General features: G+C 74.0%; 27 protein-coding genes. 11 read left to right on the top strand and 16 right to left on the bottom strand.

Annotated features, from left to right (window positions below):
* Positions 1-33: 33 nt before the first annotated feature.
* Positions 34-762, top strand: coding sequence for a COG4648 family protein (locus ACFO3Q_RS06095; RefSeq protein WP_377003750.1), 729 nt, complete (start codon positions 34-36; stop codon positions 760-762).
* Complete coding sequence (locus ACFO3Q_RS06100) at positions 762-1,589, top strand: polysaccharide deacetylase family protein (RefSeq protein ID WP_377003752.1); 828 nt, start codon at positions 762-764, stop codon at positions 1,587-1,589. Before ACFO3Q_RS06095 ends, ACFO3Q_RS06100 begins: the two co-directional genes overlap by 1 nt.
* Here ACFO3Q_RS06100 and ACFO3Q_RS06105 read toward each other — a convergent pair.
* The 5 genes from ACFO3Q_RS06105 to ACFO3Q_RS06125 form a co-directional block, all read right to left on the bottom strand.
* A complete protein-coding gene (locus ACFO3Q_RS06105; RefSeq protein WP_377003753.1) occupies positions 1,586-2,260 on the bottom strand; it encodes a methyltransferase domain-containing protein in 675 nt (224 codons plus the stop codon). The genes ACFO3Q_RS06100 and ACFO3Q_RS06105 overlap by 4 nt on opposite strands.
* A 73-nt stretch (positions 2,261-2,333) precedes the next feature.
* Positions 2,334-3,362 carry an alcohol dehydrogenase AdhP gene (gene adhP / locus ACFO3Q_RS06110; RefSeq protein ID WP_377003754.1) on the bottom strand — a complete coding sequence of 343 codons (1,029 nt, stop codon included), beginning with the start codon at positions 3,360-3,362 and terminating at the stop codon, positions 2,334-2,336.
* A gap of 77 nt (positions 3,363-3,439) precedes the next feature.
* Positions 3,440-4,108 (bottom strand): SGNH/GDSL hydrolase family protein, encoded by a 669-nt coding sequence (locus tag ACFO3Q_RS06115; RefSeq protein WP_377003755.1) that lies wholly within the window; start codon positions 4,106-4,108, stop codon positions 3,440-3,442.
* On the bottom strand, positions 4,098-5,339 hold the full coding sequence (locus ACFO3Q_RS06120; protein ID WP_377003757.1) for an aminotransferase class I/II-fold pyridoxal phosphate-dependent enzyme: 1,242 nt from the start codon (positions 5,337-5,339) through the stop codon (positions 4,098-4,100). The genes ACFO3Q_RS06115 and ACFO3Q_RS06120 overlap by 11 nt, the downstream gene beginning before the upstream one ends.
* A complete protein-coding gene (locus ACFO3Q_RS06125; RefSeq protein WP_377003759.1) occupies positions 5,278-5,787 on the bottom strand; it encodes a DUF4345 family protein in 510 nt (169 codons plus the stop codon). Before ACFO3Q_RS06125 ends, ACFO3Q_RS06120 begins: the two co-directional genes overlap by 62 nt.
* A 103-nt stretch (positions 5,788-5,890) precedes the next feature.
* Here ACFO3Q_RS06125 and rsgA point away from each other — a divergent pair, with 103 nt between their 5' ends.
* The 7 genes from rsgA to ACFO3Q_RS06160 all read left to right on the top strand — a co-directional run bounded on the left by rsgA (position 5,891) and on the right by ACFO3Q_RS06160 (position 13,993).
* Positions 5,891-6,973 carry a ribosome small subunit-dependent GTPase A gene (gene rsgA, locus ACFO3Q_RS06130; protein ID WP_377003760.1) on the top strand — a complete coding sequence of 361 codons (1,083 nt, stop codon included), beginning with the start codon at positions 5,891-5,893 and terminating at the stop codon, positions 6,971-6,973.
* 57 nt (positions 6,974-7,030) lie between these two features.
* The gene (locus ACFO3Q_RS06135) at positions 7,031-8,311 is read left to right on the top strand and encodes a flavohemoglobin expression-modulating QEGLA motif protein (protein WP_377003762.1); all 1,281 of its coding nucleotides are present in this window, start codon (positions 7,031-7,033) and stop codon (positions 8,309-8,311) included.
* A gap of 30 nt (positions 8,312-8,341) precedes the next feature.
* The gene (locus ACFO3Q_RS06140; protein WP_377003763.1) at positions 8,342-9,313 is read left to right on the top strand and encodes an ATP-binding cassette domain-containing protein; all 972 of its coding nucleotides are present in this window, start codon (positions 8,342-8,344) and stop codon (positions 9,311-9,313) included.
* On the top strand, positions 9,310-10,143 hold the full coding sequence (locus tag ACFO3Q_RS06145; RefSeq protein WP_377003764.1) for an ABC transporter permease: 834 nt from the start codon (positions 9,310-9,312) through the stop codon (positions 10,141-10,143). Before ACFO3Q_RS06140 ends, ACFO3Q_RS06145 begins: the two co-directional genes overlap by 4 nt.
* 239 nt (positions 10,144-10,382) lie before the next feature.
* The gene (locus ACFO3Q_RS06150; protein WP_377003765.1) at positions 10,383-12,719 is read left to right on the top strand and encodes an NADP-dependent malic enzyme; all 2,337 of its coding nucleotides are present in this window, start codon (positions 10,383-10,385) and stop codon (positions 12,717-12,719) included.
* On the top strand, positions 12,706-13,446 hold the full coding sequence (gene fabG, locus ACFO3Q_RS06155; RefSeq protein WP_377003766.1) for a 3-oxoacyl-ACP reductase FabG: 741 nt from the start codon (positions 12,706-12,708) through the stop codon (positions 13,444-13,446). The genes ACFO3Q_RS06150 and fabG overlap by 14 nt, the downstream gene beginning before the upstream one ends.
* Positions 13,447-13,531: 85 nt before the next feature.
* Positions 13,532-13,993, top strand: coding sequence for a hypothetical protein (locus ACFO3Q_RS06160; RefSeq protein ID WP_377003767.1), 462 nt, complete (start codon positions 13,532-13,534; stop codon positions 13,991-13,993).
* Between the two features lie 6 nt (positions 13,994-13,999).
* On the opposite strand, the gene ACFO3Q_RS06165 is transcribed toward ACFO3Q_RS06160, so the two are convergent.
* The 4 genes from ACFO3Q_RS06165 to ACFO3Q_RS06180 all read right to left on the bottom strand — a co-directional run bounded on the left by ACFO3Q_RS06165 (position 14,000) and on the right by ACFO3Q_RS06180 (position 18,508).
* The gene (locus ACFO3Q_RS06165) at positions 14,000-15,637 is read right to left on the bottom strand and encodes an NAD(P)/FAD-dependent oxidoreductase (RefSeq protein ID WP_377003768.1); all 1,638 of its coding nucleotides are present in this window, start codon (positions 15,635-15,637) and stop codon (positions 14,000-14,002) included.
* Between the two features lie 89 nt (positions 15,638-15,726).
* Positions 15,727-16,545, bottom strand: coding sequence for a glycosyltransferase family 2 protein (locus ACFO3Q_RS06170; protein WP_377003769.1), 819 nt, complete (start codon positions 16,543-16,545; stop codon positions 15,727-15,729).
* Complete coding sequence (locus ACFO3Q_RS06175; protein ID WP_377003780.1) at positions 16,542-17,312, bottom strand: beta-ketoacyl synthase chain length factor; 771 nt, start codon at positions 17,310-17,312, stop codon at positions 16,542-16,544. The genes ACFO3Q_RS06170 and ACFO3Q_RS06175 overlap by 4 nt, the downstream gene beginning before the upstream one ends.
* Positions 17,313-17,317: 5 nt before the next feature.
* Positions 17,318-18,508, bottom strand: coding sequence for a beta-ketoacyl-[acyl-carrier-protein] synthase family protein (locus tag ACFO3Q_RS06180; RefSeq protein WP_377003770.1), 1,191 nt, complete (start codon positions 18,506-18,508; stop codon positions 17,318-17,320).
* Positions 18,509-18,598: 90 nt separating this feature from the next.
* Here ACFO3Q_RS06180 and ACFO3Q_RS06185 point away from each other — a divergent pair, with 90 nt between their 5' ends.
* On the top strand, positions 18,599-19,264 hold the full coding sequence (locus tag ACFO3Q_RS06185; protein ID WP_377003771.1) for a YdcF family protein: 666 nt from the start codon (positions 18,599-18,601) through the stop codon (positions 19,262-19,264).
* 10 nt (positions 19,265-19,274) lie between these two features.
* On the opposite strand, the gene ACFO3Q_RS06190 is transcribed toward ACFO3Q_RS06185, so the two are convergent.
* The 3 genes from ACFO3Q_RS06190 to ACFO3Q_RS06200 all read right to left on the bottom strand — a co-directional run bounded on the left by ACFO3Q_RS06190 (position 19,275) and on the right by ACFO3Q_RS06200 (position 21,883).
* On the bottom strand, positions 19,275-20,639 hold the full coding sequence (locus ACFO3Q_RS06190; RefSeq protein ID WP_377003772.1) for an AMP-binding protein: 1,365 nt from the start codon (positions 20,637-20,639) through the stop codon (positions 19,275-19,277).
* Between the two features lie 234 nt (positions 20,640-20,873).
* The gene (locus ACFO3Q_RS06195) at positions 20,874-21,554 is read right to left on the bottom strand and encodes a hypothetical protein (RefSeq protein WP_377003773.1); all 681 of its coding nucleotides are present in this window, start codon (positions 21,552-21,554) and stop codon (positions 20,874-20,876) included.
* A gap of 14 nt (positions 21,555-21,568) precedes the next feature.
* Entirely contained in the window at positions 21,569-21,883 is a 315-nt protein-coding gene (locus tag ACFO3Q_RS06200) for a hypothetical protein (protein ID WP_377003774.1), read from the bottom strand.
* A 181-nt stretch (positions 21,884-22,064) separates the two neighbouring features.
* On the opposite strand from ACFO3Q_RS06200, the gene sctU reads away from it, so the two are divergent.
* Entirely contained in the window at positions 22,065-23,129 is a 1,065-nt protein-coding gene (sctU, locus tag ACFO3Q_RS06205) for a type III secretion system export apparatus subunit SctU (protein ID WP_377003775.1), read from the top strand.
* A 16-nt stretch (positions 23,130-23,145) separates the two neighbouring features.
* On the opposite strand, the gene sctT is transcribed toward sctU, so the two are convergent.
* From sctT to sctQ, 4 genes are all read right to left on the bottom strand, one after another.
* Entirely contained in the window at positions 23,146-23,931 is a 786-nt protein-coding gene (gene sctT / locus ACFO3Q_RS06210; RefSeq protein WP_377003776.1) for a type III secretion system export apparatus subunit SctT, read from the bottom strand.
* Between the two features lie 6 nt (positions 23,932-23,937).
* Positions 23,938-24,207: a type III secretion system export apparatus subunit SctS gene (gene sctS / locus ACFO3Q_RS06215; protein WP_377003777.1), complete on the bottom strand. Its 270-nt coding sequence runs from the start codon at positions 24,205-24,207 to the stop codon at positions 23,938-23,940.
* Positions 24,208-24,221: 14 nt separating this feature from the next.
* Positions 24,222-24,944, bottom strand: a complete 723-nt coding sequence (locus ACFO3Q_RS06220) for an EscR/YscR/HrcR family type III secretion system export apparatus protein (protein WP_377003778.1) — start codon at positions 24,942-24,944, stop codon at positions 24,222-24,224.
* Positions 24,931-25,345: type III secretion system cytoplasmic ring protein SctQ (sctQ, locus tag ACFO3Q_RS06225; protein WP_377003779.1), on the bottom strand; the 415-nt coding region annotated here is incomplete at its 5' end. The genes sctQ and ACFO3Q_RS06220, both read right to left, overlap by 14 nt.

Below are 25,345 nucleotides of genomic sequence, written 5' to 3' on the forward strand. Positions count from 1 at the left end.
CCGCCCCGGCCGCTTCCGGATCGCACCGTTCCCGTGACCGCACCCTCGTCCGACGCCGCCTCCGGCGGACGCCTCGACACGCTCACCATGACCCTGCTCCTGGTGAGCTACCCCGTGCTCGCGCACCTGGCGCTGCACTACCGCAGCATGCCGCTGACCGTGGCCGCCGGCCTGGCCCTGGCGGTGGCGGCGCTGTGGAAGCCGCTGGGCGAGCGCCGGCCGGCGGCGTGGGCGACGCTGGCGGCGGTGGCGGCGGCGCTGCTCTGGCTCGCCTCGCTGCGCCTGGCGGTGCTGCCGCTGTACCTGCCACCGGTCGCCGCCAACCTGTTCCTGGCCTGGCTGTTCGCGCGCACCCTGCGCCCGGGGGTGAAGCCGCTGATCGAACGCCTGGTCTGGCACCTGCACGGCCGCCCCGCCGCGCTCGAACCGGCGCTGCGCGACTACGCGCGCTGCCTCACCTGGCTGTGGACCGGCTTCTTCGGCGGCGTGGCGGCGGTCAGCGCCGTCCTCGCCCTGTTCGCCGACCCCGACGGCGTCCTCGCCCTGGCCGGGCTGCACAACCCGCTGCCGCTGCCGCAGCAGTGGTGGTTCTGGTTCACCAACGTCATCAACCTCGCACTGGCGGCGCTGATCATGGCCGTGGAGTTCGGCTACCGCCGGCGCCGCTTCCCCGAGCACCGCGCGCTCTACGGCTCGCTGTTCGGCTTCCTGCGCCGCATGCGCACGGCCGTGCCCGGCATCTGGCGCGACCTGCTCGCCTGATGCGCCGCCCCGCGCCCCCGCTGGCGGCCGCCGCGCCGGGACAGCGCCGGCGCCTGCTGCTGGCCGCCGCGGCGCACCTGCCGGCCGCGGCGCTGCTCGCCGGCGGCCTGCCGCTGGCGGCGTTCGCGGCGCTGCTGGCGCTCCACGCGGCGTGGCTGTGGGGCACCCTGCGGCCGAACTCGCCCCTGTTCGGCCCGGTCCGTTCGCGCCTGCCGGGCACCGCCGGCGTCTGGCTGACCATCGACGACGGCCCGTCCGAGGACACCCTGCCGATGCTGGCGGCGCTGGCCGCGGCGGGCGCACGGGCGACCTTCTTCCTGGTCGGCGAGCGGGCACGGGCGCGGCCGGACCTCGTCGCCGCGATCCGCGCCGCCGGCCACGACATCGGCAACCACAGCCACAGCCACCCCGCAGCCCGCTTCTGGATGCTCGGGCCGCGGCGCCTGCGGCACGAGGTCGCCGCCGCCCAGGCCGCGCTCGCCGCCCCCGACGGCACCGCGCCGCGCCACTTCCGCGCGGTGGTCGGCCATGCCAATCCCTTCCTGGCGCCGGTGCTGGCGGCCGCGGGACTCACCCGGATCGGCTGGAGCGCCCGCGGCTACGACGCGGTACGGGCGGACGTGGACGGCGTGCTCGAACGGATCGGCCGCGACCTCCGTCCCGGCGCCATCGTCCTGCTGCACGAGGGCGCGCCGCACGGGCGCTGCGTCGCGGTGCTGGAAGGCGTGCTGGCGATGCTGGCCGCGCGCGGGCTGCCGGTGGAGCCGCCGCCGGGCGGGGAGCACGCCCCCACGCACCCCGCCCCGGCAGGCGCGGCCGGGCGCTAGGCCCGCTCCGCCACCACCAGCCAGTTGTTGAAGGGCGTGCGCCCCCAGAGCGGGGCGAAGCGCGCGCGCAGGCCCAGGGCCTCCAGGCGCGCGGCCAGCTCCTCGCGCCGCGGCAGTTCGCCCGGCGCGCTGCGCATCCAGCGGATGAGGTGGGAGGCCATGTCGGCGGCACGGGTCATCCCCGCGCGCCAGCTCCCGTCGCGCAGGCCGGTGCGCAGCACCAGGCGCCCGCCGGGAGCGAGCCCGGCGGCGCAGTGCGCGAGCAGGCGGCCCTGGGCCTCGTGCGGGAGGAACTGCAGCACGTCGAGCACGACCACGCTGCCCCGGTGGGCCTCGGGAAAGGTGCGGGCGAGGTCCACCACCTCGAAGCGGGCCGCGGCCAGGCCGGTCCGCTCCGCGGCCGCGACGGCCTGCGCGATCTTGCCGGCGTCGTTGTCCACGCCGACGTAGTCCAGCGGCCGGCCGTGCGCCCGCGCGTAGTGGGCCAGCAGGCCGATCCCGCAGCCGAGGTCGAGCACCGGCATGGCCGCGCCGTCGAGCGCCTCCAGCACGCCGCCGTAGAGCGGGTCGCTGGCGAGCTTGCTGCGCGCGTAGTGGTAGTGCCAGCGGTCCGGGAGGAACGCGCGCGCGATGGAGGCCGGGGTGGCGGGCGATGCGGTGGCGGTGGACATGCGGGAAGGTCCGGCGGGGGCCGGCGACACCTTACCCGCGCCGCGCGCCGCTGTCCCGCGGTCCGCCCCCCGCTCAGTGCCGCATGTCGAGCACCACCCGCCCCTCGATGGTGCCGGCGTGCATGCGCTCGAAGACCGCGTTGACGTTCTCCAGCCGCTCGGTGGAGACGGTCGCCGCGACCTTGCCCTCGGCCGCGAACTGCAGCGCCTCCTGCAGGTCCAGCCGCGTGCCCACGATCGAGCCGCGCACGGTGATGCCGTTGAGCACGACGTCGAAGATCGGCAGCGGGAAGTCGCCCGGCGGCAGCCCGGTGAGCGAGACGGTGCCGCCGCGGCGGACCATGCCCAGGGCCTGTTCGAAGGCGCGGGTGGACACCGCGGTCACGAGGACGCCGTGGGCGCCGCCGATCTCCCTGCGCAGGACCGCCGCGGGATCGACCTGCGCGGCGTTGACCGTGACCGCCGCGCCGAGCCGGCGGGCCAGCGCCAGCTTGGCGTCGTCGACGTCGACGGCGGCCACGTTGAAGCCCATGGCGCGCGCGTACTGCACCGCCATGTGGCCGAGCCCGCCGACGCCGGAGATCGCGACCCAGTCGCCCGGCCGCGCCTCGGTGGTCTTCAGCCCCTTGTAGACGGTGACGCCGGCGCACAGCACGGGCGCCACCTCCACGAAGTCGAGCGAGGCCGGCAGGTGGCCGACGTAGGCCGCGTCCGCCAGCGCGTACTCGGCGAAGCCGCCGTTGACGGAGTAGCCGGTGTTCCGCTGCGCCGTGCACAGCGTCTCCCAGCCGCCGAGGCAGTGCGTGCAGTGCCCGCAGGCCGAGTACAGCCAGGGGATGCCGACCCGGTCGCCTTCCTTCACGTGGCGGACCCCGTCGCCGACCGCGACCACGTGGCCCACGCCCTCGTGACCCGGGATGAAGGGCGGCTCGGGCTTGACCGGCCAGTCCCCCTCCGCGGCGTGCAGGTCGGTGTGGCAGACGCCGCAGGCCGCGATCCGGACGAGCAGTTCGCCCGGCCCCGGGCGCGGCACCGGCACCTCGCGGAGTTCCAGCGGCTGTCCGAACGCGGTCACCACCGCGGCCTTCATCGTCGGGTTCATCGGGCTCTCCGGCCGGCGCCGCGGACTGCGGCGACGGCAGTGTCGGCGGGACCGGCGGCGGCCCGCCTTGATCCCGATCAATCCCGGCCGGCGACCTCCGCCGGGGCCCGTGGCGCCTGTGCGAAGGCCTCCAGCACCGCCGGCAGCGCCAGGTCCGCCCAAACGCCGTACTGCGCGGCGGACGGATGCAGGCCGTCCTCGACCACGGCATCGGGCTCGGCGCGGCTGGCCGCAGTCACGTCCACGAAGGCGACGCCGCGGGCGCGGCAGGCGGCCCCGGCGGCGGCGTTGAAGGCGTCCAGCTCCCGCGCGACGCGGGCGAGGTCGCGCCCGGAGGCGTGTCCGAACGGGGTCGCGCCCCAGTCCGGGATCGAGAGCGCCAGCACGCGCGCGCTGCGCCCGCCGGCGAACGCCAGGGCGCGTTCGAGCAGGGCGGCGAACTCTTCGGCATACGCGTCCAGCGGGCGCTCGCGGTACTGGTTGTTGACCCCGATCAGCAGGCTGACCAGGTCGTAGGGCGGGACCAGCGGGTCGGCCGCGTGCGCGGCATCGATGCCCGCGGCGAGCTCGTCGGTGGTCCAGCCGGTGGTGGCCACGATCCGCGGCGCGGCGAAGGGCAGGCCGTGCCGGCGCAGGCGCGCGGCGAGCTGCACGGGCCAGCGCCCGGCCTCGCGGACGCCCTCGCCGATGGTGTAGGAGTCGCCGAGCGCCAGGTAGCGCAGGCGCGGCGCGGCCTCAGGCGACATCGCGCGCGGGCAGGCGGGACACGTGGCGGTCGAGCGCGCGCTCGATCCTCCGGAACACCTCGCGCACCAGCTCCGCCTCCGGCAGCAGGGTGATGCGGAAGTGGTCGCGCCGGGCGATGTTGAAGCTCGACCCCGGCACGATCAGCACGCCCTCGTTCTCCAGCAGTTCCAGCGCGAAGGCGTGGTCGTCGAAGCCCTCGGCGGCCGCGCCGACCACCTGCGGGAAGGCGTACAGCGCCCCCTGCGGCGCGTGCAGCCGCAGCCAGGGGCTGGCGGCGCAGGCCTCGACCACGGCGCGGCGGGTCTCGTACAGGCGCCCGCCGGGCGCGCAGAGCGCGCCGATGGTGTCGGGCCCGCCGAGCGCGGCCTCGACCGCATGCTGGCCCGGCACGTTGGCGCACAGGCGCAGCGCGCCCAGCAGGTCCATGGCGTGGTGGTAGTCGCCGCCGCGCACCGGGTCGCCCGACAGCAGCGCCCAGCCCACGCGCCAGCCGCAGGCGCGGTGCACCTTGGAGAGGCCGCCGAACGAGACGCAGGGCACCTCGCCGGCGAGCGGCGCCAGCGGCTGGAACGCGGCGCCGTCGTAGAGGATGTCCTCGTAGATCTCGTCCGCCATCAGCACCAGGCCGTGGCGCGCGGCGATGTCGACCAGCCGCTCGAGCAGGGCGCGCGGGTAGCTCGCGCCGGTCGGGTTGTTGGGATTGATGACCACCAGCGCGCGCGTGCGCTCCGTGACCAGCGCCTCGATCGCCGCGGGATCGGGCAGGAAGCCGTCGTCGGCGGTGCAGGCGTAGTAGCGCGGCACACCGTCGTTGAGGATGGTCGCGGCGCTCCACAGCGGGTAGTCCGGCGCCGGCAGCAGGACCTCGTCGCCCGGGTTGAGCAGGGCGCGCAGGGCGATGTCGATCAGCTCGCTGACCCCGTTGCCGACGAAGACCTTCTCCGCACTCGCGCCGGCGACCCCGCGGCGGCGGTAGTGCGCGGCGACCGCGTCGCGCGCGGCGGGCATGCCCTGCTGATGGGTGTAGGGATCGCTCTCGGGCAGCCGCGCCGCGACCGCCGCCTGCAGGTGCTCCGGCGCGCGGAAGCCGAAGGCGCCGGGATTGCCGATGTGCAGCTTGATCAGCTCGCGCCCCTGCGCCTCCAGCTCGCGCGCGCGCCGCGCGAGCTCACCGCGGATCTCGTAGCGGACTTCGCGCAGGCGGGCGCGGGTGCTGATGGTGCTGGTCATGGCGGCTGGCGGCGGAGGGTCCGGCGAGCGTAGCCGATTCGCGCGGCCGGCGGCGCGCGGGCGGGACGTCGCGCACCAGGGCCAGCGCCAGCAGGGCGAGGAAGGCCACCCCGACCTCCCAGACCAGCAGGGCGAAGAACACCGGCGCATAGGGGCCGTCGAGGATGATCCCGAGCACGCGGGTCAGCGCCATGCCGCCGTGGGTGGCCAGGACCAGCCACAGGCCGGGGCGGCGGAAGGACCCCAGCAGCGCGCAGGCCAGCAGGAACACGCCCAGCGCGATCTGCAGTCCGGCGAGGTAGGTGCGCAGGTGGGTGGTGGCGATCTCGCCCTCGACGTGGATGCCGACCGCCGACAGCGCGCCGTGCAGGTCGAACGCGTACCACAGCCCGTAGGCGAGGAAGCTCGCACCGGTGATCGACAGCAGCAGCAACGGGACGCGGTGCATGGGCGCAGGGTGGACGCCGGGTGCGGCCCGGCCATGTGCCGAAGGTAGCAGCCGGCCATGTCGCGCCTTCGTCAGGCCGCCGAGCCCGTAGAATCCAGCGCGAATGCAGATCGACAACGACGCCCTGGCCCCCCTCCTCCCGCTCGGCTGGCCCGACGACGCGGAGGCGCGCGCGGCGCTGGCCGCCGCGCCGGGCGCGCGGCTGGCGCGGATCAGCGAGCAGCACCGCTCGGGCTACATCGCCTGTACCGCCGCCGGGAGCGGCTTCCCGGTGCAGGCGCCGGCGCCCTGGCTGCGCCCGCGCTTCCCGCCCGAGGAGCGCGCGGTGGTCGGCGACTGGGTGGCGCTGGAGGCCGACGCGGACCAGATCGTGGCCCTGCTGCCGCGCCGCTCGCTGCTCAAGCGTGCCGCGGCCGGCGAGCACTACCGGCAGCAGCTGATCGCCGCCAACGTCGATCACGTGCTGGTCGTCTCCGGGCTCGACGGCGACTTCAACCCGCGCCGCATCGAGCGCTACCTCGTGGTGGTCCAGGGCAGCGGCTCGCAGCCGGTGGTGGTGCTGACCAAGGCCGACCGCAACGTCGACGTGCGGGCGCACCTCGATGCGGTGGCCGAGCTGGCGCCGGGCGTGCCGGTGCACGCGCTGGACGCGCGCGACGCGGCCGAGGTCGCGGTGCTGGCGCGCTACCTCGGCCCCGGCCGCAGCGCCGTGGTGGTCGGCAGCTCCGGCGCCGGCAAGTCCACGCTCACCAACACCCTGCTCGGCACGGAGCGGATGCGCACCAGCGCGGTGCGCGAGACCGACTCGCGCGGCCGCCACACCACGACCTACCGCGCGCTCATCCCCCTGCCGCAGGGCGGCTGCCTGATCGACACGCCCGGGATGCGCGAGCTGAAGCTGAGCGGCGAGGAGGACCTCGCCGAGGGCGGCTTCGACGACGTGGAGGCGCTCGCGGCGGAATGCCGCTTCCGCGACTGCTCGCACGCCGCCGAGCCCGGCTGCGCGGTCCGCGCCGCGCTCGAGGCAGGGCGCCTGGACCGGGGACGCTTCGCCAACTACCTCAAGCTGCGCGCCGAGCTCGCCAGCGGCGCCGAGCAGCGCGCGCTGCGGCTGGCGCAGCGCGCCGAGGAGAAGATCCCCGGCAAGCCCAGGAAGCGCCCCTCGCAGAAGTACCCGAGGCGCTAGCGCCCGCCGGGGCGACCGGCGCTTGACGCCGCCGCGCGCGTGCGGGACAAGCCGTGCATGCCGCGCCCCTCCTCCATCGAACGCCTGGCCGCCCTCGACGCGCGGCTGGTCGCCGCCGCGCGCGGCATCCGCCTGCTCGACGCGATCAGCTGGCCGGCCCGCGTGCAGCAGGACTTCCTGGCGCGCTGGCGCCGCGGCGAGGCGCGGCTGCCCGCCGTGGCCTATCCGGAGCAGGACTTCGCCGACGTGCGCCGCGAACTCGGCGCCGTCGCGACCGCCGCCGACCCGGCGCATCCGCTGGGCGCCTACCTGCGCAGCACCGCGGAGAGCTGGCGGGTCGCCACCTGCCTGCTGGAGGCGCTCGGCACGCCGGCGGTCACCGCGCACGCGGTGCAGCTCTACGGCCGGCCCGGCGACCTCCTGCCGGGCGGCGACGAGAGCAACCTCGACGCCGCGCGGCACTTCCTCGAGATCGCCGACGAACTCGACGGCGCGCTGCCGGTGGACGAGGCGGAGTACTGCATCCCGGCGGCCGAGCTGCGCGACGAGATGCAGGCCGCGCTGGACCGCTTCTTCGTCGGCCACACGATCCGTGTCGAGCTGGACCCCGACCTCATCGCCAAGGCCGCGGCCGGGCCGACCCGCGTGCGCCTGCGCAGCGGCGCCGCCTTCACCGAGTACGACCGCCGCCAGCTGCTCGAACACGAGGCCTTCGTGCACTCGCTCACCGCGATCAACGGCGGCCGCCAGCCGTGGATCAGGTCGCTCGCGCGCGCGGCGCCGCGGGCGACGGCGACGCAGGAGGGCCTGGCGGTGTTCGCCGAGCAGATCAGCGGCGCCATCGACATCAACCGCTTCAAGCGCATCAGCCTGCGCGTGCTGGCCATCGAGATGGCCCTGGGCGGCGCCGACTTCATCGAGGTGTTCCGCTTCTTCCTCGACGCGGGGCAGACCGAGGCGGACAGCTTCGCCTCCGCCCAGCGCATATTCCGCGGCGCGCCGACCACCGGCGGCAGCGCCTTCACCAAGGACACCGTGTACCTGCACGGCCTGCTGTCGGTGCACACCTTCTTCCGCTGGGCGCTGCACCACCGGCGCCTGCGCGAGACGCGGCTGATCTTCGCGGGCAAGTTCGCGCTGCAGGACGTGCTCGCGCTGGCGCCCATGTTCGACGACGGCAGCCTGGCGGAGCCGCTCTACATCCCGCCGTGGGCGCAGCGCGCCAACGGCCTGGCCGGCATGCTCGCGTTCTCGCTGTTCGCCAACCGCATCCGCCTGAACCAGGTGGATGCCGACGACCTCATGCCGGAGCGCCGGGGCCGGCCGCCGGCGGCGTAGACTTGCGCCCCCGCCGCCCCGCCGCCCGCCATGTCCGCGCCCGCCATCGAGACCCGCGCCCTGACCAAGTGCTTCGGCGCGCAGCGCGCGGTGGACGGCATCGACCTCCACGTGGCGCGCGGCGTCGTCTACGGCGTGCTCGGCCCGAACGGGGCCGGCAAGACCACGACGGTGCGCATGCTGGCGACCCTGCTGCGGCCCGACGGCGGCGAGGCGCGCGTCCTCGGCCACGACCTGGTGCGCGACGCCGCCGCGGTGCGCGCCCGCATCAGCCTGACCGGGCAGTTCGCCTCGGTCGACGAGGACCTCACCGGGCGCGAGAACCTGCTCCTGCTGGCCCGCCTCCAGGGCCTGGGTAGGGCGGCGGCGCGGGCGCGCTGCGATGCCCTGCTGGCGGGCTTCGATCTCGCCGGGGCGGCCGGCAAGCAGGTGAAGGCCTATTCCGGCGGCATGCGCCGCCGGCTCGACATCGCCGCGAGCATCCTGCGCCGCCCGGACCTGCTGTTCCTGGACGAGCCGACCACCGGCCTCGACCCGCGCAGCCGCGGCGACGTGTGGGAGATCGTCCGCGCCCTGGTCGCCGGCGGCACCACCGTGCTGCTCACCACCCAGTACCTGGAGGAGGCGGACCAGCTCGCGGACCGCATCGCGGTGATCGACCACGGGCGCGTCATCGCAGAGGGCACCCCGGACGCGCTGAAGGCCTCGGTCGGGCGCGGCAGCCTGCGGCTGCGCCTGGTCGACCCGGGACAGCGGGCCGCGGCGCAGGCGGTCGTCGCCCGCGTGCTGGGCGTCGAGGCGCAGGGCGACGCCGACCCGCGCGCCCTCCACCTGCAACTGCCCGAGCCGGAACGCGCGGCCGCCGTGGTGGGGGCGCTGGACGCCGAGGGCATCGGCCTGGCCGCCTTCGACCTGGGCCAGCCCAGCCTCGACGACGTGTTCTTCGCGCTCACCGGCCACGCCGCGGCCGCGGAGACGCCCGACCCGGAACAGCCCGCATGACCGATCCCGTCCGCCCCGCCCCGGCCGCGCCCGCGCTCGCCGCGGTCCTGGCCGCGCCGGAGACCGGCGCCCGCAGCGGCGCCGTCGCCAACACCCTGACCTTCGCCTGGCGCGCCCTGCTCAAGATCAAGCACACGCCCGAGCAGCTGTTCGACGTCGTGGTGACGCCGATCATGTTCACGGTGATGTTCACCTACCTGTTCGGCGGCGCGCTGGCGGGCTCGACCACCGACTACCTCCAGTTCCTGCTGCCGGGCATGCTGGCCCAGACGGTCGTGTTCACCACGATCTATACCGGGTTCACGCTCAACACCGACATCACCCGCGGCGTCTACGACCGCTTCCGCTCGATGCCGATCTGGCGGCCCGCGCCCATCGTGGGGGCGATGCTCGGCGACACCGTGCGCTACACCATCTCCGCCCTGATCGTCGTGGCGATCGGGCTCGTGATGGGCTATCGCCCGGAGGCCGGCGCCGCCGGCGTCCTGCTGTCGATCCTGCTGCTCAACGTGTTCGCGGTCGGGATCGGCTGGGTCTTCACCACGGTCGCCCTGCTGGTGCGCACGCCGTCCACGGTGATGACGCTGAGCTGGCTGGTGCTGATGCCGCTGACCTTCGGCTCCAACATCTACGTCGACCCCGCGACCATGCCGGACTGGCTCCAGGCCTTCGTCGCGGTCAACCCGGTGGCCCTGCTGGTGACCGCGATCCGCGGCATCCTCGCCGGCGCCGCGGAGCCCGCGCAGATCGGCCTGGCCCTGCTCGCGCCGGCCCTGGTCACCCTGGTCTGCGCACCGCTCACCATGCGCCTGTACCGCCGCGAGCGCTGAGGACGCCGCCGGACCGGAGAGGATCGATGCCGTGGGCCGTCCGCGGTGCGCGGCCCGTGGCGGAGCGGCCCGGGCACGCCGATGCGGCGTTGCGCACCTTGCCAGGCGCCCGGGCTGCGCTGCGACGCACGCCTCGTCCCGGCGCGCCTCGCACTCGCCTCGAAGGGGATGGCCCGCTCTAGGGTACGGCGGTCGGGGGAGCTAGAATCGAGCGCTTTCCCGCCCGGCCTTCACCTTCCATGTCCGACACCGAGTCCTTCAAGCAAGCCGCCCTCGACTACCACCGCCAGGCGCCGGCGGGAAAGATCAAGGTCGCGCCGACCAAGGCCATGGTGACCCAGCGCGACCTGTCGCTGGCCTACTCGCCGGGCGTGGCGCACGCCTGCGAGGCCATCGTCGAGACGCCGCGCGCCGCCGCGGAGCTCACCGCGCGCGGCAACCTGGTGGCGGTGATCTCCAACGGCACCGCCGTGCTCGGGCTGGGCGACATCGGGCCGCTGGCCTCCAAGCCGGTGATGGAAGGCAAGGGCGTGCTGTTCCAGAAGTTCGCCGGCATCGACGTGTTCGACATCGAGATCGACGAGCGCGACCCGGACAAGCTGGTGGACATCATCGCCAGCCTGGAGCCCACCTTCGGCGGCATCAACCTGGAGGACATCAAGGCGCCGGAGTGCTTCATCGTCGAGAAGAAGCTGCGCGAGCGCATGCGCATCCCGGTCTTCCACGACGACCAGCACGGCACGGCGATCATCGTCGGCGCGGCGGTCATCAACGCGCTGCACGTGGCCGGCAAGAAGATCGAGGACGTGCGCCTGGTCACCACCGGCGCCGGCGCGGCGGGCATCGCCTGCCTGGACATGCTGGTGACCCTGGGGCTGAAGCCCGAGAACATCCTGGCCTTCGACCGGGAGGGCGTGATCCACACCGGCCGCACCGACCTCGACCCGGCCAAGCAGCGCTACGCCCGCGACACTCCGGCGCGCACGCTGGCGGAGATCGTCGCCGGGGCCGACGTGTTCCTGGGCCTGTCCGCCGGCGGCATCCTCAAGCCGGAGATGGTCGCCACGATGGCGGACAACCCCATCATCCTGGCGCTGGCCAACCCCTATCCCGAGATCCTGCCGGAACACGCCCACGCGGTGCGCCCGGACGTCATCATGGCCACCGGCCGCTCGGACTACCCGAACCAGGTCAACAACGCGCTCTGCTTCCCGTACATCTTCCGCGGCGCCCTCGACGTCGGCGCCACCGTCATCAACGAGGAGATGAAGACGGCCTGCGTGCACGCCATCGCGCAGCTCGCGCGGATGGAGGCGGCGGACCTGGGCTCGGCCTATTCCGGCGAGACCCCCTCCTTCGGCCGCGAGTACCTCATCCCGCGGCCGTTCGACCCGCGCCTGATGGTCATGCTGGCCCCCGCGGTGGCGGTGGCGGCGATGGAATCCGGCGTGGCCGAGCGCCCGCTGGAGAGCGTGGACGCCTACCGCGAGAAGCTCAGCCAGTTCGTGTTCCGCACCGGCCTGCTGATGAAGCCGGTGTTCGACCGCGCGCGCCGCGACCTCAAGCGGGTGGTCTACGCCGAGGGCGAGGAGGAGACCGTGCTGCGCGCGGTGCAGACCGTCGTCGACGAGAAGCTCGCGCGCCCGATCCTGGTGGGCCGCCCGGCGGTGATCGAGTCGCGCATCCGGCGCCTGGGCCTGCGCATCCGCGTGGGCGAGGACGTCGAGGTCACCAACATCGACGACGACCCGCGCTTCAACGAGTACTGGCAGCTCTACCACCAGATCATGGAGCGCCGCGGCGTCACCCCGGCCACCGCCAAGGCCGTGGTCCGCAGCCGCGCCACCGCGATCGCGGCGCTGATGGTCCGCCGCGGCGAGGCCGACGCCCTGCTCTGCGGCATCGTCGGCCGCTACCAGAAGAAACTCGCCTACATCGTCAACATCCTCGGCCGCGAGCCCGGGGTGAAGCGCACCTCGGCCATGAGCGCGGTGCTCAACGAGAAGGGCGTGTTCTTCTTCGCCGACACCCACGTGCAGTACGACCCCGACGCCGAGACCATCGCCGAGGCCGCCCTGCAGGCGAGCTACCGGCTCAAGCTGTTCGGCATCGAGCCGAAGGTCGCGCTGGTCTCGCATTCCAACTTCGGCAGCCACGACAACCCCAGCGCGCAGAAGATGCGCGAGGTGCTGCAGATCATCCGCCGCCGCGCGCCGCGCCTGGAGGCCGAGGGCGAGATGCACGTGGACGCCGCGCTCAACGCCGAGATCCGCAACCGCCTGTTCCCGAACTCGCAGCTCACCGGCCGCGCCAACCTGCTGATCTTCCCCAACCTCGACGCCTCCAACACCGCCTACAACCTGGTGCGGGCGATGACCGACGGCGTCGGCCTGGGCCCGATCCTGATGGGCGTGGCCAAGGCCGCCCACGTGCTCACCCCGTCGGCGACCGTGCGCCGCGTGGTCAACATGTCGGCCATCGCCGCGGTCGAGGCTCAGATCCGCGAGGAGCTCGGCTCCACCGCCAGCGGCCGCGGCGAGGCCCTGCCCTACCCCAACATCGATGACCACGGCTGATCCGGCGCCGCGCCGGGCGCTGGTCACCGGCGGCAGCGGCGACATCGGCAGCGCGGTCTGCCGCGCGCTCGCGGCCGACGGACGCGCGGTGATCGTGCACGCCAACAGCGGGCTCGACCGCGCCGAGGCGCTGGCCGCGACGCTGCGCGCAGCCGGCGCCGACGCGCGCGCGGTGGCCTTCGACGTCGCCGACCCCGAGGCGACCGGTGCCGCCCTGGCGCGCCTGCTCGAGGACGGCCCGATCCCCATCGTGGTCAACAACGCCGGCATCCACGACGACGCGCCCATGGCGGGGATGAGCCCGGCGCAGTGGCACCGCGTCATCGACGTCTCGCTGCACGGCTTCTTCAACGTCACCCAGCCGTTGCTGCTGCCGATGGCGCGCGCGCGCTTCGGGCGCATCGTCAGCGTGTCCTCGGTCGCGGCCGTGCTGGGCAACCGCGGGCAGACCAACTACGCCGCCGCCAAGGCCGCGCTGCACGGCGCCTCGAAGTCGCTGGCGCGCGAGATGGGCAGCCGCGGCGTCACCGTGAACGTGGTCGCGCCCGGCATCATCGCCGGGCGCATGACCGAGGGCGGCTTCACGCCCGAGCAGGTCAAGGCCATGGTCCCGGCCGCGCGCGCGGGCACGCCCGAGGAGGTCGCGGCCGTGGTGCGCTTCCTGTGCTCGGATGCGGCCGGCTACGTGAACGGCCAGGTGATCGGCGTCAACGGCGGCATGGGCTGAACTGAACGCGGCCCGGCCGGCTCACCCGCCACCGACGCGCGACGGCACTACCATCCTCCGCATCCCTCGTCCCCGGAGACGATCCATGGCCCTCTCCCGCTTCCTTCTCGCGGCCTTCGTCCTGCTCGCGCTGGCCGCCTGCACCACCTCGCACACCCTCGTCGGACAGCCGCGCCCGCCCATCGACCCCGCGCAGGTCCGGGTGTACTTCCAGGCCCCGACCGAGTACGAGGAGATCGCCCTGCTGGAGTCCAGCAGCCAGGCCTTCGGCGCCCAGAACCGCAACGACGCGGCGATCGACAAGCTGCGCCGCGAGGCCGCCAGCCTCGGCGCCAACGGCGTGCTGTTCCGCGGCGCGGGCGACGCCCCGGGCAATACCGGCGTCGGCCTGAGCGGGTTCAGCTTCGGCGGGCGCGGCGGCGTCGGCCTCGGGATCAGCGGCAGCCCGTCGCGACGCTATGCGCACGGCGTGGCGATCTGGGTGCCGCCGCACGCGCAGGTGCGCTACGACCAGCAGCCGCCCGCCGAGCCCGCGCCGGCGCGCTGACCCCGGTCACGCGACGCGGGTCGCGCGGCCGCGGGACCAGATCTCCGGCAACAGCGGGGCGGCCGTGCCGTCCGCCGCCTCGACGCCCAGTTCCGCGAGCGCCCGGCCGGCGCCCGGCGCCACCCGGCGCGCACGTTCCAGCAGCTCGGCGGCCAGCGTCTCCAGCAGCGCGACGTTGGCGCCGATCCGGGCGTCGAGGACCGCCCCCTCCACCGACTCCGCGAGCGCCCCGTTCAGGCGCACGAACCAGTCCAGCCGCGACTGGTTGAGCATGATCGCGGCGCCCTCCTCCGCCCCGCCGGGATCGGCGGCGTGCCAGTCCCGCAGCAGGGCCTGCACGCCCAGGTTGAGCGCCGCCGCGCGCGCCAGCGGGGTGCGCAGCCGCGACAGCAGCGCCAGGTCGGTCAGGCGCCCGCCCAGGGCCAGCGGGCACAGCACGCCCCAGTAGTAGGCGTAGTCCCAGAGCACCTTGGCCGGCATCACCCGCGGGTCGCCGAACAGCGCGTACTGGTCCTGGTAGAGCGCCAGCGTGCTGGCGTAGAACGAGAAGTACAGCCGCTGGTAGAGCTCGGCATGGGGGCCGATGTCGCCGCCCCCGCGCTCGCGGGCCACGAGGTCGACGATGTAGGTGTTGGCGATGGCGATGTAGTCGGAGCCGGGCGAGTAGAAGGGATCGAGGAACAGGCCCGCCTCGCCAGTGAGGGCCCAGCGCCGCGCGGAGAAGACCTGCCTGCAGCCGTAGGAGAAGTCGCGCAGGAACAGGAAGTCCTGCAGCCGCTCCCGTCCCGGCTCGAGCCTGCGCGCCAGCGCCGGCTGGTGCGCGTGCAGCCAGGCCATCGCGCGCTCGAAGGTGTTCATGGTCTCCAGCGGATGCATGCGCGCATCCGCCACGATCCCCACCGAATGCGCCCCCGAGCCGAGCGGGATCAGCCACACCCAGTAGCCGGGGCCGACCAGGTGGTTGGTCGAGCGCCAGCGGTGGGCATGGGCGCAGCGCCCGCGCCAGTCCGCGTCCTCGCTCCAGCCGTCGACCTCCAGCCACTGCCCGATGCGGAACCAGGCGGCGTTGGCCTCGTGGCCGTTGGCCTCGGCGAGCCCGAGCCGGCGCTTGAGCAGCCCGGCGCGGCCGGAGGCGTCCACGACCCAGCGCGTCGCCACCTCGTGGACGGCGTCGCCGCGCCGGTAGGCGACCCGGTGCGGCGCCGCGTCCTCGGACAGCGCGATCGTCTGCACGGTCGCGCCGTCCACGAACTCCACCCCGCACGCCTGCGCATGCCCGGCGAGGAAGTTCTCGAAGCGCCCGCGGTCGATCTGCCAGGTGGGCACCGCGAGGTAGTCCTCGACCCCCAGTTCGGTGCAGTCCTCGATCCGGCCCTGCCCGTGGGAGAAGAAGAAGCGGAACCCGAACTTGCGCAGGTGCGCGGCGTCGAGGTGCCCGCGCAGGCCCAGGGTCTCGGCGAAGTAGTGCGCCCCGATCTCCACCGTGGACTCGCCGACCTTGAAGGCGGCCTCGCGGACGGGGTGGCTGCGGCGCTCGACCACCAGGACCCGCAGGCCGGGATCGCGCTGGCGGAGCTGGATGGCCAGCGTGAGGCCGGCGAGGCCTCCGCCGAGGACGACGACATCGTGCACGTCGTTGGACATGGGCGTCGGGCGCGGCACGGGCCGCCGTGTGGGTTCACGGCAGGCTAGGCGACCCGGGATGAAGGCTGCGCGTCGTCGCGCAGCGCGGCTCAGGTACGGCCGCGCGAAGGATCCAGCACCGGCGCCGGGGCGTCCGCGGCCTCCGGCGTCTCCACCAGCAGCGCGGGGGAGGCGCGCGAGGCGCGGTAGTTGTCCCACAGGCAGCCGGCGCGGACGATCTTCATCACCACGTGGCGGGTGATGCGCAGGAAGTCCGGCAGCGAGCGGAAGTGGCTCCGGCGGAACTCCGCGTGGTAGCGGGACTCGATGGGCACCGCGGCCACGCGGACGCCGCGCCGCCACGCCGCCTCGATCAGGATGTCGCTCTCGAACACGAAGCCCTCGCTGGCGAGGTCGCCGCATTCCACCGCGGCGCGCGGGTAGTAGCGCTGCCCGCTCTGGGTGTCGATCAGCCGCTGGCCGCAGGCCCAGCCCACGCCCCAGTCGGCGAAGCCGTTCGCCACGCGCCGGTAGCGCGGCTGCCGGTGCCGGTTGACGATCCGCGCGCCGACCACGATGTGCCCGGGGTGGCGCGCCGCCGCGGCCAGGATGCGCGGGATGTCCGCGGCCACGTGCTGGCCGTCGGCGTCCATGGTGAGCACGCCGTCGTAGCCCTGCGCCAGCGCCTCGCGGAAGCCGGCGCGCAGCGCATTGCCCTTCCCGCCCCGCTGCGCGTGGCGGATCAGGGTCACCGGCCGCTCGGCCGCGATCTCCGCGGTGCGGTCCTCGGAGCCGTCGTCGATCATGATGATCGGCAGCCCCAGCGCCAGGACGCTGTCCAGCACCTGCGCGATGGAGCGCTCCTCGTTGAGCGCCGGGATGAGGACCACCACCCGTCCGGGTGCGGCCTGCTGCGGTGCGTCGGTCATGCGCTCAGCTCCACATGAAGGGACGAGGCGGGGCCGGCCGGCAGCGCCGCACGCCCGTGCCCGCCCGCGAGCAGTTCGACGAAGGGAAGCATCGGCGCCATGGCATTGGCCGCGTAGCGCGCCGCGAGCGCACCGGGCGCGGCCGCCGGTGCCGGCCCGGACAGCGCCAGGGACAGCGTCGGGACGCCCGGCGCCGGCGGCGCCAGCACGAAGGCGGCGGCCAGAAGGCCCTCGCTGCGGGCGACCTGCCCCAGCGCGCCGCGCGCCGGCGCGTCGTAGGCCACCAGCAGTACCGGCTCGCCGGCCGCGGCGACCTGCACCGCGGCCTCCAGCAGGCCCTGCGCGAAGGTGGCGGTGTAGGCCGAGAGGGCGGTCGCCGCGCGCAGGCAGCGGGTCCCGATGGTCCAGTAGCCGGCGGCGGCGTTGTGCACCGAGTTGTGGAAGCGGGTCGGCGACACGCCGAGCGGATCGTGCGCGAGCGCCTCGCAGAGGTGGTCGGTGATCGCCAGCTCGCCGTGGGTGGACGCGAAGACCGAGGGCAGCGCGGCGGGATCGCGCCCGGCGGCCGTGCAGGCGGCCTCGGCCACGACCAGCGCGAGCGCCACCGTGTCGGGCGCCCGGCGCCGCTCGTTCGGCGCGAGCATCCTCGGCGCCGGACGCCGTGGCGCCTCCGCCGGCAGCGTGCCGTCGGCGAGGAAACGGCGCGCCGCGTCCCAGTCCGGAATGCCGTCGCCCCAGAAGCCGACGCCCTCGATCCCTACCTGCATCGTCGTCATGCGTGGCCGAACACCAGTGCGCAGTTGTTGCCGCCGAACCCGAACGAGGTGCTGAGCGCGTAGCCGACCTGCGCGCGTGCGGCGCCGGTGCGGATCTGCGGGCCGCAGGCGGCGTCCAGGGTGCGTGCGTTGAGCGTGCCGGGCAGCTCGCCGTGCTCCAGCGCCAGGAGCGCGACGACCGCCTCCAGCGCGCCGGCGGCGCCGAGCGTGTGCCCGGTCCAGCCCTTGGTCGAACTGGCGTGCACGCTCTCCGGGAACATGCGGGCCACCACCGCCGCCTCGACCCGGTCGTTGGCCGGGGTCGCGGTGCCGTGGCAGTTGATGTAGCCGACGTCGGCGGGCGCGATGCCGGCCGCCTGGAGCGCCTCGCGCATCGCCAGCTCGGCGCCCAGCCCCTCCGGGTGCGGCGAGGACATGTGGTGCGCGTCGCTGGACTCGCCGCAGCCGGCCAGCCGCAGCGGAGCGTCGGCGAGGTCCGGGCGGACCAGCAGCGCGTAGCCGGCGGCCTCGCCCAGCGACAGGCCGCGACGCTCGGCGTCGAACGGCCGGCACGGCTCGCTCGACACCAGCTCCAGCGAGTTGAAGCCGTAGAGCACGCTGCCGCACAGGGTGTCCACGCCGCCCACCACCGCGGCGTCGACCACGCCGGCGCGGATCAGGCGCGCGGCCTGGGCGAACACCTTGGCGCTCGACGAGCAGGCGGTGGCGACGGTGATCGCCGGCCCCTCCAGCGCGAGCGCCCGCTGCACGAAGTCGCCGATCGAGTGCGGGGTGTGCACGATCGGCCGTGCGAGCGCCTCGGGGAACCGCCCGTCCGCGTCGAGTTCGCGATAGGCCTGCTCGGTCTCGCCGATGCTGGACGTCGAGGTGCCCATGACGGTCGCGACCCGCCGCGCGCCGACCCGCTCGCGCACGGCCGCCACCGCGTCGAGGAAGCCGTCCTGCTGCAGGCCCAGCCAGGCCAGCCGATTGTTGCGGCAGCTCCAATCGGCCAGGGCCGGCGGCAGCGCCACCGCTTCCACGCCCTCGACGCGGCCGATCCAGCAGGCCAGCGGTGCGTGCGGGAAATCGTTGGGACGCAGCCCGCTGCGGTTCTCCAGCAGCGCCCTGCGGTGGGCGTCGCGCCCGGCGCCGAGCGCGCTGGTCGCGGTGTGGGCGGCGATGGCGGGGGAGAAGGACGAACCCAAGCGGAACACGCGCGATTGGCAGGGTCCGGCAGTATAGGCACCGCTCCGCGGGAATTGCCCATGCGCGGCATGGCGACGACAATTCACGCCATGTCGACGCTGGACCCCCACCGCCACCTGGACATCGCCCACTCGCTGGCGGTGGCGGCGCTGGCGACCCTGGTCACCGGCGGCCTGCTCTACCTGGGCTACCTGCTGCGCGCGCTGCGCACGGCCTGGCGCGCTCCGCTGCACGCCGAGGGCGACGTGGTCCTGGTGTTCGGCAAGCGCCTGCGCGACGGCCGGCCCGACGCGGACTTCCGCGAGCGCCTGGCGCGCGCGCTGGCCCTGGTCGAGGCCCAGCCCGGGCGGACCCTGGTGCTCATGGGCGGCGGCCCGCCGGAAGCGCGCGAGGCCGACGTCGGCCACGCGGCCCTCATCGAGATGGGCCTGCACGAGAGCGCGGTGGTCCTGCGCGAGGCGGAGTCGCTCGACACCCTGGAGAACCTGCGCAACGCGCGCGCGCTGATGACGCAGGCCGGGCTGCGCCCGCGCGCGCTGCTGCTCTCCAACCGCTACCACCTGGCCCGCTGCGTGGCCCTCGCCGAGAGCCTCGGCTTCGAGGCGGTACCGGTGGCCGCGGACGAACGCTTCCGCTGGCACCCGCGCGCCCTGCTGCGCCTCTGCGGCGAAGCCGGCTACCTGTGCTGGCTCGACCTGGGAGGCCGCTGGGCGCGGCTGATCGGCCACCGGCGGATGCTCGCCCGGATCACCTGAGCCGGCACGCCTACTCGAACAGGGCCAGGATCGCCTCGCGCGGAAGCTTGCCCGTCTCGTTGCGCGGCAGGGCATCCACGAGCCGCAGCCGCCGCGGCAGGAACACCGGATCCACGCCGCCGCGCAGCGCATCCACGATGTCGCGCCGGCACAGGCCGGGCGCGACCGCGGCGGCGACGATGGGACGCACGCCGCGCGCGTCCACCCGGTCCTGCTGCAGCACGACGCCGTCGAGCACGCCCGGCACCGCCAGCAGCCGGCGGGTGAGGTCGGCGAGCGAGGCGCGCTTGCCCGCGACCTCGAGCAGGTCGGTGGCCCGGCCGTGCAGGCGGAAGCCGCCCCCGCAGACCGGCTCGACCAGGTCCTGCAGCACGACCGGCCGCTCCAGCCAGGTGGCCTCGACCTGCACGCCGTCCGGCTGCGGATGCAGGTTCACGCCCTCCCGCGGCGTCCACACCTCGGTGGCCGCGGTGCGGCGCTGGGCGATCACGCAGGTCTCGGTCGAGCCGAAGACCTCCACCACCGGTGCGCCCCAGGCCGCCTCGACCTCCACGGCCAGCGCCTGCGGCAGCGGCGCGGTCGCCGAGACGATCGCGGCCAGGGGCGGGAGGTCGATGCCGCTGGCGAGCAGGGCGCGCAGGTGGACCGGCGTCGATACCAGCACCCGCGTGCCGTCGGCGGCGGCAAGCCCCGCGCGCACGTCGTCGGGGAAGAAGGGCCGGCCGGCGTGGATGGAGAAGGGGCCGAGCATCGGCAGCAGGACCGACATCTCGACGCCATACATATGTTGCGGCGGCACCGTGGCGACCACGGCACCGCCCTCGGGCGCCCAGGGGCCGAGCCCGGCGAGGTTGCCGGCGTTGCTGCGCAGCAGGCCGCCCCAGGTCTTGGGCTGCGGCCGCGGCGCGCCGGTGCTGCCCGAGGTGAAGCCGATCGCCACCAGGCGCTCCAGCGGGACCCGCGGCATCGGCAGACCGGCGGCGCCGTCGGCCGGCGGCGCCGTGGCGAGGAGCCGGTCGATGCGCTGCAGCCCGCAGGCCGGCGCATGGCTGCGGGCGTCTCCCGCCGCCTGCGCGCCGGGATGGCGGGCGATGACGTCCGCCACCACCTCGGGCGCGCGCGAGGACGGCAGCAGATTGACCTGCCCGCGCAGGATTGCGGCCGCGAAGGTCACCAGGAAGGCGTAGCGGTCCTCGCAGAGGTTGACGAGCCAGCGCGACTCGGGGAGGGCCGCAGCGACCCTGCGGGCGTCGCGGATGAAGCGCCCGGCGGTGATGGGGGCGCCGCCCCCGAAGGCGAAGACGCGCCCGGCAGCGCCCTGCACCAGCGGTGTGGACGGCTGCATGGGCGCCAGGGAATCAGCGGCTACCGCCATGGTGCTCCGGAGCGTGTTGTGCACCTTGGAGTGAGATACGTGGACCGTCGGCGGTGCGTGATGTCGCCGGGCGCGGCCCGGCCGGCCACCAGGACGGCCCGAGGCCCGGAACGAAGCGACCGGGTCGCTCCGCACCGCCTCGAGGTCCACATGACGCGCTCGACGTCGGGCGCCCCCTGCGCCCGTCGTGGGCATAGGGTCACCGATGCGCCCCCGTGCGGACAAGCCGCGGCGTCAGAGGTCGTGCACGACCCAGGCGCGCGGATCCAGCGGCGCGCCGCTGGCAAGCACCGCATCGGCCACCTGCTCCGGGGACTGCCCGGAGGACCACGCGGCGGCCAGCGCCCCCAGACGCTCGCGGGTCGCCCGGGTGTAGCCGCCCTCCAGCTCGTTCTGGGCGTCGGCGGCCAGCTTCTGCGGGTAGAGGCTGCGGGCCTCGTCGCTGCGGTTGAACAGGGAGATCAACTGGCTCATGGCGCGCCGGAACACGGGCGCCCCCAGCTCCTGCCGCTGGGTCCGCTGGAGATGCCAGACCGTGAGGTATTCCACCGGCCCCAGCGACCGCCGCGGCGCGGCACCGAAGAAGCGCCCGGAGAAGGCGCTGGCGGCGAGCGGCGAGCCGCCCTCGGGGAGGCGCGCCGCCCCCCAGGAACTCAGCGCCCCGCCGGGCAGGTCCATGCGCCGCAGGGCCACGCCGAAGGTGTCGGCGACCAGCCGCTGCGCGGCCGCATCGTCGCTCTCGGCGATCACGTTCAGCACGCGCAGGAAGGTCGGATAGCCGTCCTCGCCCAGGCGGCGGGCGACGCGCTTGAGCACGGCCAGCCTGTATTCCGGGTCCGGATGCGCCGCCAGGGCGGCGAGCAGCCGTGTCGCGGCCTGCCGCAGGGCCTCCGGCGTGGGGACCTGGCTGCTCATGGCGGGAACCGCGCTCAGCCCAGCGCGGCGAAGATGGCGTCGGCCGCGCGCTCGGCCGCGGCCGCCAGCGGCAGCCCGGCCAGCTCGGCGCCGAGGGCCGCGTCGGCGTGGAACAGCCGCGTCCCGGGCGCGCCGTCCCAGGCGGGCGCGGCAAGGACGTCCTCGCCCGGATCGGTCGCCGGCGCCGCCGGCGCGACCTCCGCCTCGCGCAGCGCTTCCACGCCCACCTGCCCCAGCGCATCGTGGCGCCGCTGCAGGTCGTCCAGCCCGAGCTGCCCCGAGTAGGGCGCCAGGCTGGAACTGTCGAAGCGTGGATCGGTGATGCTCATGGCGGCGATGCGGGTCCTCTGACGGCGGCAGGCGCGCGGGGCGGATTGCCACGGGAACGGACTCTAGTCCCGGGGCAGGATGGCGTCGACCTCGGGAAGCCCCTAGGTCGCGGGGACCGTTCAGCGCGGTGGCCGCCATGTTAGCCTCGCCGGCGCCTCGCATGCGGAGACGCGACCGCCCATGGCGTCGAAGGACCAGGGCGCTGACAAGACCGAGAAGCCGACCCCGAAGAAGATCCGGGACGCGCGCAAGGAAGGCAATGTCAGCAAGAGCCGCGAACTCACCAGCACCGTGCTGGTGCTGGCCTGGCTGGTCGCGGGCTGGCTCATGCTGGACTACATGAACGCCCGCCTGCAGGCCTTCACCAACCAGAGCCTGGCCGCGATCAACCGCCCCTTCGGCGAGGCCCTGCACGACCTCGCCTGGAGCGCGCTCGACCTCATCGTCTGGCTGACCCTCCCGCTGCTGCTGATGGCGGTGTTCATCGGGCTCCTGGTCGAGTTCCTGCAGGTGGGCCCGCTGCTGGCGTTCAAGAAGCTCAAGCCCGACCTGTCCAAGCTCAATCCCGCCGAGGGCATCAAGAAGATGTTCTCGATGGACAACGTGGTCGAGCTGGCCAAGTCCATCTTCAAGAGCGTGGCCCTGATCGGCATCGGCGTCATCGTGGCGCTGCGCATGCTCGACGACCTGCTGATCCTGCCGCAGGCGCCGCCCACGGCGATGGGCGACGCGATCTGGTACGGCCTCGTGCGCATCGGCGTGTGGACGATCTTCGTGTTCTTCTTCGTCTCCGCGCTCGACGCGGCGTACCAGAAGTTCTCCTACATGAAGCAGCTGCGCATGAGCCGGCGCGACATCAAGCAGGAGGTCAAGGAGAACGAGGGCGACCCCTACGTCAAGAGCCGGCGCAAGCAGTTGCACGAGGAATGGTCGCAGCAGAACATGCTGCAGGCCGTCCGCGGGTCCAACGTCGTCGTGACCAATCCCACCCACATCGCCATCGCGCTGCGCTACGAGGACGGGGTGACCGACCTGCCGATGGTCGTCGCCAAGGGCGAGGACGCCGACGCCGAGCTGATCAAGCGCACCGCCGAGGAGGCCGGGGTACCGATCATGCAGAACATCCCGCTCGCGCGCGGGCTGCACGAGCGCGTGGAGCTGGACGAGTACATCACCAACGAGTTCTTCGAGGCCGTGGCCGAGGTGCTGATGTGGGCCGAGACGGTCCGCCCGCGCAACGGCTGAGGAGCCCGCGCCCGGGCTACCCGCCGAAGGTGCGGTCGAGCAGGTCCAGCAGGCCGCGGTTGGCGAACAGGCGGTCGAGCACGAACTCGACGATGACGCCCAGCATCAGCAGGATGATCCACGTCGACAGCCAGGACTTGATCGGCAGGGTCAGCGCGAACACGTTGAGCTGCGGCGCGTAGCGGTTGACCAGGCCCATCGACAGGTCGACCAGGGCCATGATCACCAGCGCCGGGGCCGCGATCACCAGCATCGCCGTGGCCAGGAAGCTGAACTGCCCGATGAAGGTGTGCATGCCTGCGGGCCGCAGGTCGGGCATGAACGAGGTGACCGGCCACAGCACGTAGCTCGACATCAGGATGTCGAGGAACACCAGGAACGCGCCGCTCGCCATGAACAGCCAGGCCGCGAGCTGCGAGAGGAAGTCGCCGGTGAGCGAGGTCTGGTGGCCCTGGATGGGGTCGAACACCTGCGCAAGCGTCGCGCCGACCTTGGTGTCGATCACGTTGCCGGCCGCGCCCAGCGCCCAGAACACGATGCCGAAGCAGAAGCCGATGGCGATGCCGATGAAGAGCTCCTTGACCAGCAGCAGCGGCCACAGCGCGTGCCCCATGCCCTGCACCGGCGCCGCCGCCGCGGCGATCGGCAGCGCGACGATGGCCAGGCTCACGAAGAAGCTGTTGCGCACCGTCGCCGGCACCGTCTCCGCCGTCATCAGCGGCAGCATCAGGAAGGCGCCGATGATGCGCGGCGTGGTCAGCGCGAGCGCGAGGATGATGTTGGCGACGCTGTCGAACTGCATCCGCCGTCAGCGCCGGATCAACGTGGGGAAGTCCAGGAACAGGCGGTCCGAGAACGTGTAGAGCGTGCCGCCGAGGAGCGCGGCGGTCACGAACAGGGTGATCACGATGGCGACGAACTTCACCGTGTAGGCGAAGGTCTGCTCCTGCATCTGCGTGGCCGCCTGCAGGAAGGCGACCAGCAGGCCCATCACCGAGGCCGCCACGATGGGCGGCGCGGACAGCAGCAGCACCAGCCAGAGCGCCTGGCGGGTCAGTTCGAGGACGTCGGTCATCATGCGCGGCGTCCTCGCTAGGCCGTGCCGTAGGTGAGCACGAGGCCGTGCACCAGCTTCGCCCAGCCGTCGATCAGCACGAACAGCAGCAGCTTGAAGGGCAGCGACACCGTCGTCGGCGAGAGCATCATCATGCCGAGCGCGAGCAGGATGTTCGACACCACCAGGTCGATGATCAGGAACGGCAGGAAGATCAGGAAGCCGATCTGGAACGCGGCGGTGAGCTCGCTCACGGTGAAGGCCGGCACGATCACGATGAAGTCGTCCGCGGTGACGTCGGCGGCGCGCTCGGCGGGCAGCAGGCGCTGCGCGCTCCTGAGGAAGAACGCGCGCTCGGCGTCGCTGGAGTGGCGGATGAGGAAGCCGCGCAGCGGTTCGCGCCCGGCGTGCACCAGGTCCATCAGCCGCGCCACGCTCATGCTGCGGTCGCCCTCGCCCTGCGGCACCTCGCCCTGGGTGGTCTGCAGCGGCGCGCCGGCCTCCTGCTCCGCCAGCCGCGCGGTGACCGCATCGTGGGTGTCCAGCACGACCGGGTACATCACGTAGATCGACAGCACGATGGCCAGGCCGTTGATGACCACGTTGGGCGGCACCTGCTGCAGGCCCAGGGCGTTCCGCAGCAGGCTGAGCACGACCACGATCTTGGTGAACGAGGTCACCATCACCGCGACGAAGGGCGCCAGCGCGAGGCTGACGACCGTGACGAGGATGAGGGCCGGCGAGAAGCTATTGAAGTCCATGCGCGGGTCCGAGCCAGTTCAACAGGCGCACGCCGAGCGTCTCCCCGACCGCGACCACCTCGCCCCGCGCCACCTCGCGCCCGTTGGCGCGCACCACCACGTTGGCGCCCTCCGCCGGCAGCGGCAGGGGGAACACGTAGCCGGGCTGCAGCGCCCCCAGCTCGCCCAGCGTCATCGCACAGCGGCCGAGCTCGAACTCGAGCTGCACCGGCAACGCGGCGGCCACCGCCGCGGCATCGGGGGCCGCGGGGGCCTCGGCACCCTCGGGTGCGGGGTTCTGCACGTCGTCCATCACGGTCTCCACGGGAAAGGGATCCTCGGTCGCCGCCTGCGCGCGCCAGCCTTCGGCGACGGGTTCGACCAGCCAGTGCGCGCCGCCGTGCAGGGGCACGGCGCGGACG

It is taken from the genome of Coralloluteibacterium thermophilum, from assembly GCF_042654365.1.
Taxonomy (GTDB): domain Bacteria; phylum Pseudomonadota; class Gammaproteobacteria; order Xanthomonadales; family Xanthomonadaceae; genus Coralloluteibacterium; species Coralloluteibacterium thermophilum.

Bases quoted from the DNA above. Each gene is read 5' to 3' on its own strand.
- ACFO3Q_RS06100 (WP_377003752.1), top strand. From the start codon at position 762: ATGCGCCGCCCCGCGCCCCCGCTGGCGGCCGCCGCGCCGGGACAGCGC.
- ACFO3Q_RS06105 (WP_377003753.1), bottom strand. From the start codon at position 2,260: ATGTCCACCGCCACCGCATCGCCCGCCACCCCGGCCTCCATCGCGCGC.
- adhP (WP_377003754.1), bottom strand. From the start codon at position 3,362: ATGAACCCGACGATGAAGGCCGCGGTGGTGACCGCGTTCGGACAGCCG.
- ACFO3Q_RS06115 (WP_377003755.1), bottom strand. From the start codon at position 4,108: ATGTCGCCTGAGGCCGCGCCGCGCCTGCGCTACCTGGCGCTCGGCGAC.
- ACFO3Q_RS06120 (WP_377003757.1), bottom strand. From the start codon at position 5,339: ATGACCAGCACCATCAGCACCCGCGCCCGCCTGCGCGAAGTCCGCTAC.
- ACFO3Q_RS06125 (WP_377003759.1), bottom strand. From the start codon at position 5,787: ATGCACCGCGTCCCGTTGCTGCTGCTGTCGATCACCGGTGCGAGCTTC.
- rsgA (WP_377003760.1), top strand. From the start codon at position 5,891: ATGCAGATCGACAACGACGCCCTGGCCCCCCTCCTCCCGCTCGGCTGG.
- ACFO3Q_RS06135 (WP_377003762.1), top strand. From the start codon at position 7,031: ATGCCGCGCCCCTCCTCCATCGAACGCCTGGCCGCCCTCGACGCGCGG.
- ACFO3Q_RS06140 (WP_377003763.1), top strand. From the start codon at position 8,342: ATGTCCGCGCCCGCCATCGAGACCCGCGCCCTGACCAAGTGCTTCGGC.
- ACFO3Q_RS06145 (WP_377003764.1), top strand. From the start codon at position 9,310: ATGACCGATCCCGTCCGCCCCGCCCCGGCCGCGCCCGCGCTCGCCGCG.
- ACFO3Q_RS06150 (WP_377003765.1), top strand. From the start codon at position 10,383: ATGTCCGACACCGAGTCCTTCAAGCAAGCCGCCCTCGACTACCACCGC.
- fabG (WP_377003766.1), top strand. From the start codon at position 12,706: ATGACCACGGCTGATCCGGCGCCGCGCCGGGCGCTGGTCACCGGCGGC.
- ACFO3Q_RS06160 (WP_377003767.1), top strand. From the start codon at position 13,532: ATGGCCCTCTCCCGCTTCCTTCTCGCGGCCTTCGTCCTGCTCGCGCTG.
- ACFO3Q_RS06165 (WP_377003768.1), bottom strand. From the start codon at position 15,637: ATGTCCAACGACGTGCACGATGTCGTCGTCCTCGGCGGAGGCCTCGCC.
- ACFO3Q_RS06170 (WP_377003769.1), bottom strand. From the start codon at position 16,545: ATGACCGACGCACCGCAGCAGGCCGCACCCGGACGGGTGGTGGTCCTC.
- ACFO3Q_RS06175 (WP_377003780.1), bottom strand. From the start codon at position 17,312: ATGCAGGTAGGGATCGAGGGCGTCGGCTTCTGGGGCGACGGCATTCCG.
- ACFO3Q_RS06185 (WP_377003771.1), top strand. From the start codon at position 18,599: ATGTCGACGCTGGACCCCCACCGCCACCTGGACATCGCCCACTCGCTG.
- ACFO3Q_RS06190 (WP_377003772.1), bottom strand. From the start codon at position 20,639: ATGGCGGTAGCCGCTGATTCCCTGGCGCCCATGCAGCCGTCCACACCG.
- ACFO3Q_RS06195 (WP_377003773.1), bottom strand. From the start codon at position 21,554: ATGAGCAGCCAGGTCCCCACGCCGGAGGCCCTGCGGCAGGCCGCGACA.
- ACFO3Q_RS06200 (WP_377003774.1), bottom strand. From the start codon at position 21,883: ATGAGCATCACCGATCCACGCTTCGACAGTTCCAGCCTGGCGCCCTAC.
- sctU (WP_377003775.1), top strand. From the start codon at position 22,065: ATGGCGTCGAAGGACCAGGGCGCTGACAAGACCGAGAAGCCGACCCCG.
- sctT (WP_377003776.1), bottom strand. From the start codon at position 23,931: ATGCAGTTCGACAGCGTCGCCAACATCATCCTCGCGCTCGCGCTGACC.
- sctS (WP_377003777.1), bottom strand. From the start codon at position 24,207: ATGATGACCGACGTCCTCGAACTGACCCGCCAGGCGCTCTGGCTGGTG.
- ACFO3Q_RS06220 (WP_377003778.1), bottom strand. From the start codon at position 24,944: ATGGACTTCAATAGCTTCTCGCCGGCCCTCATCCTCGTCACGGTCGTC.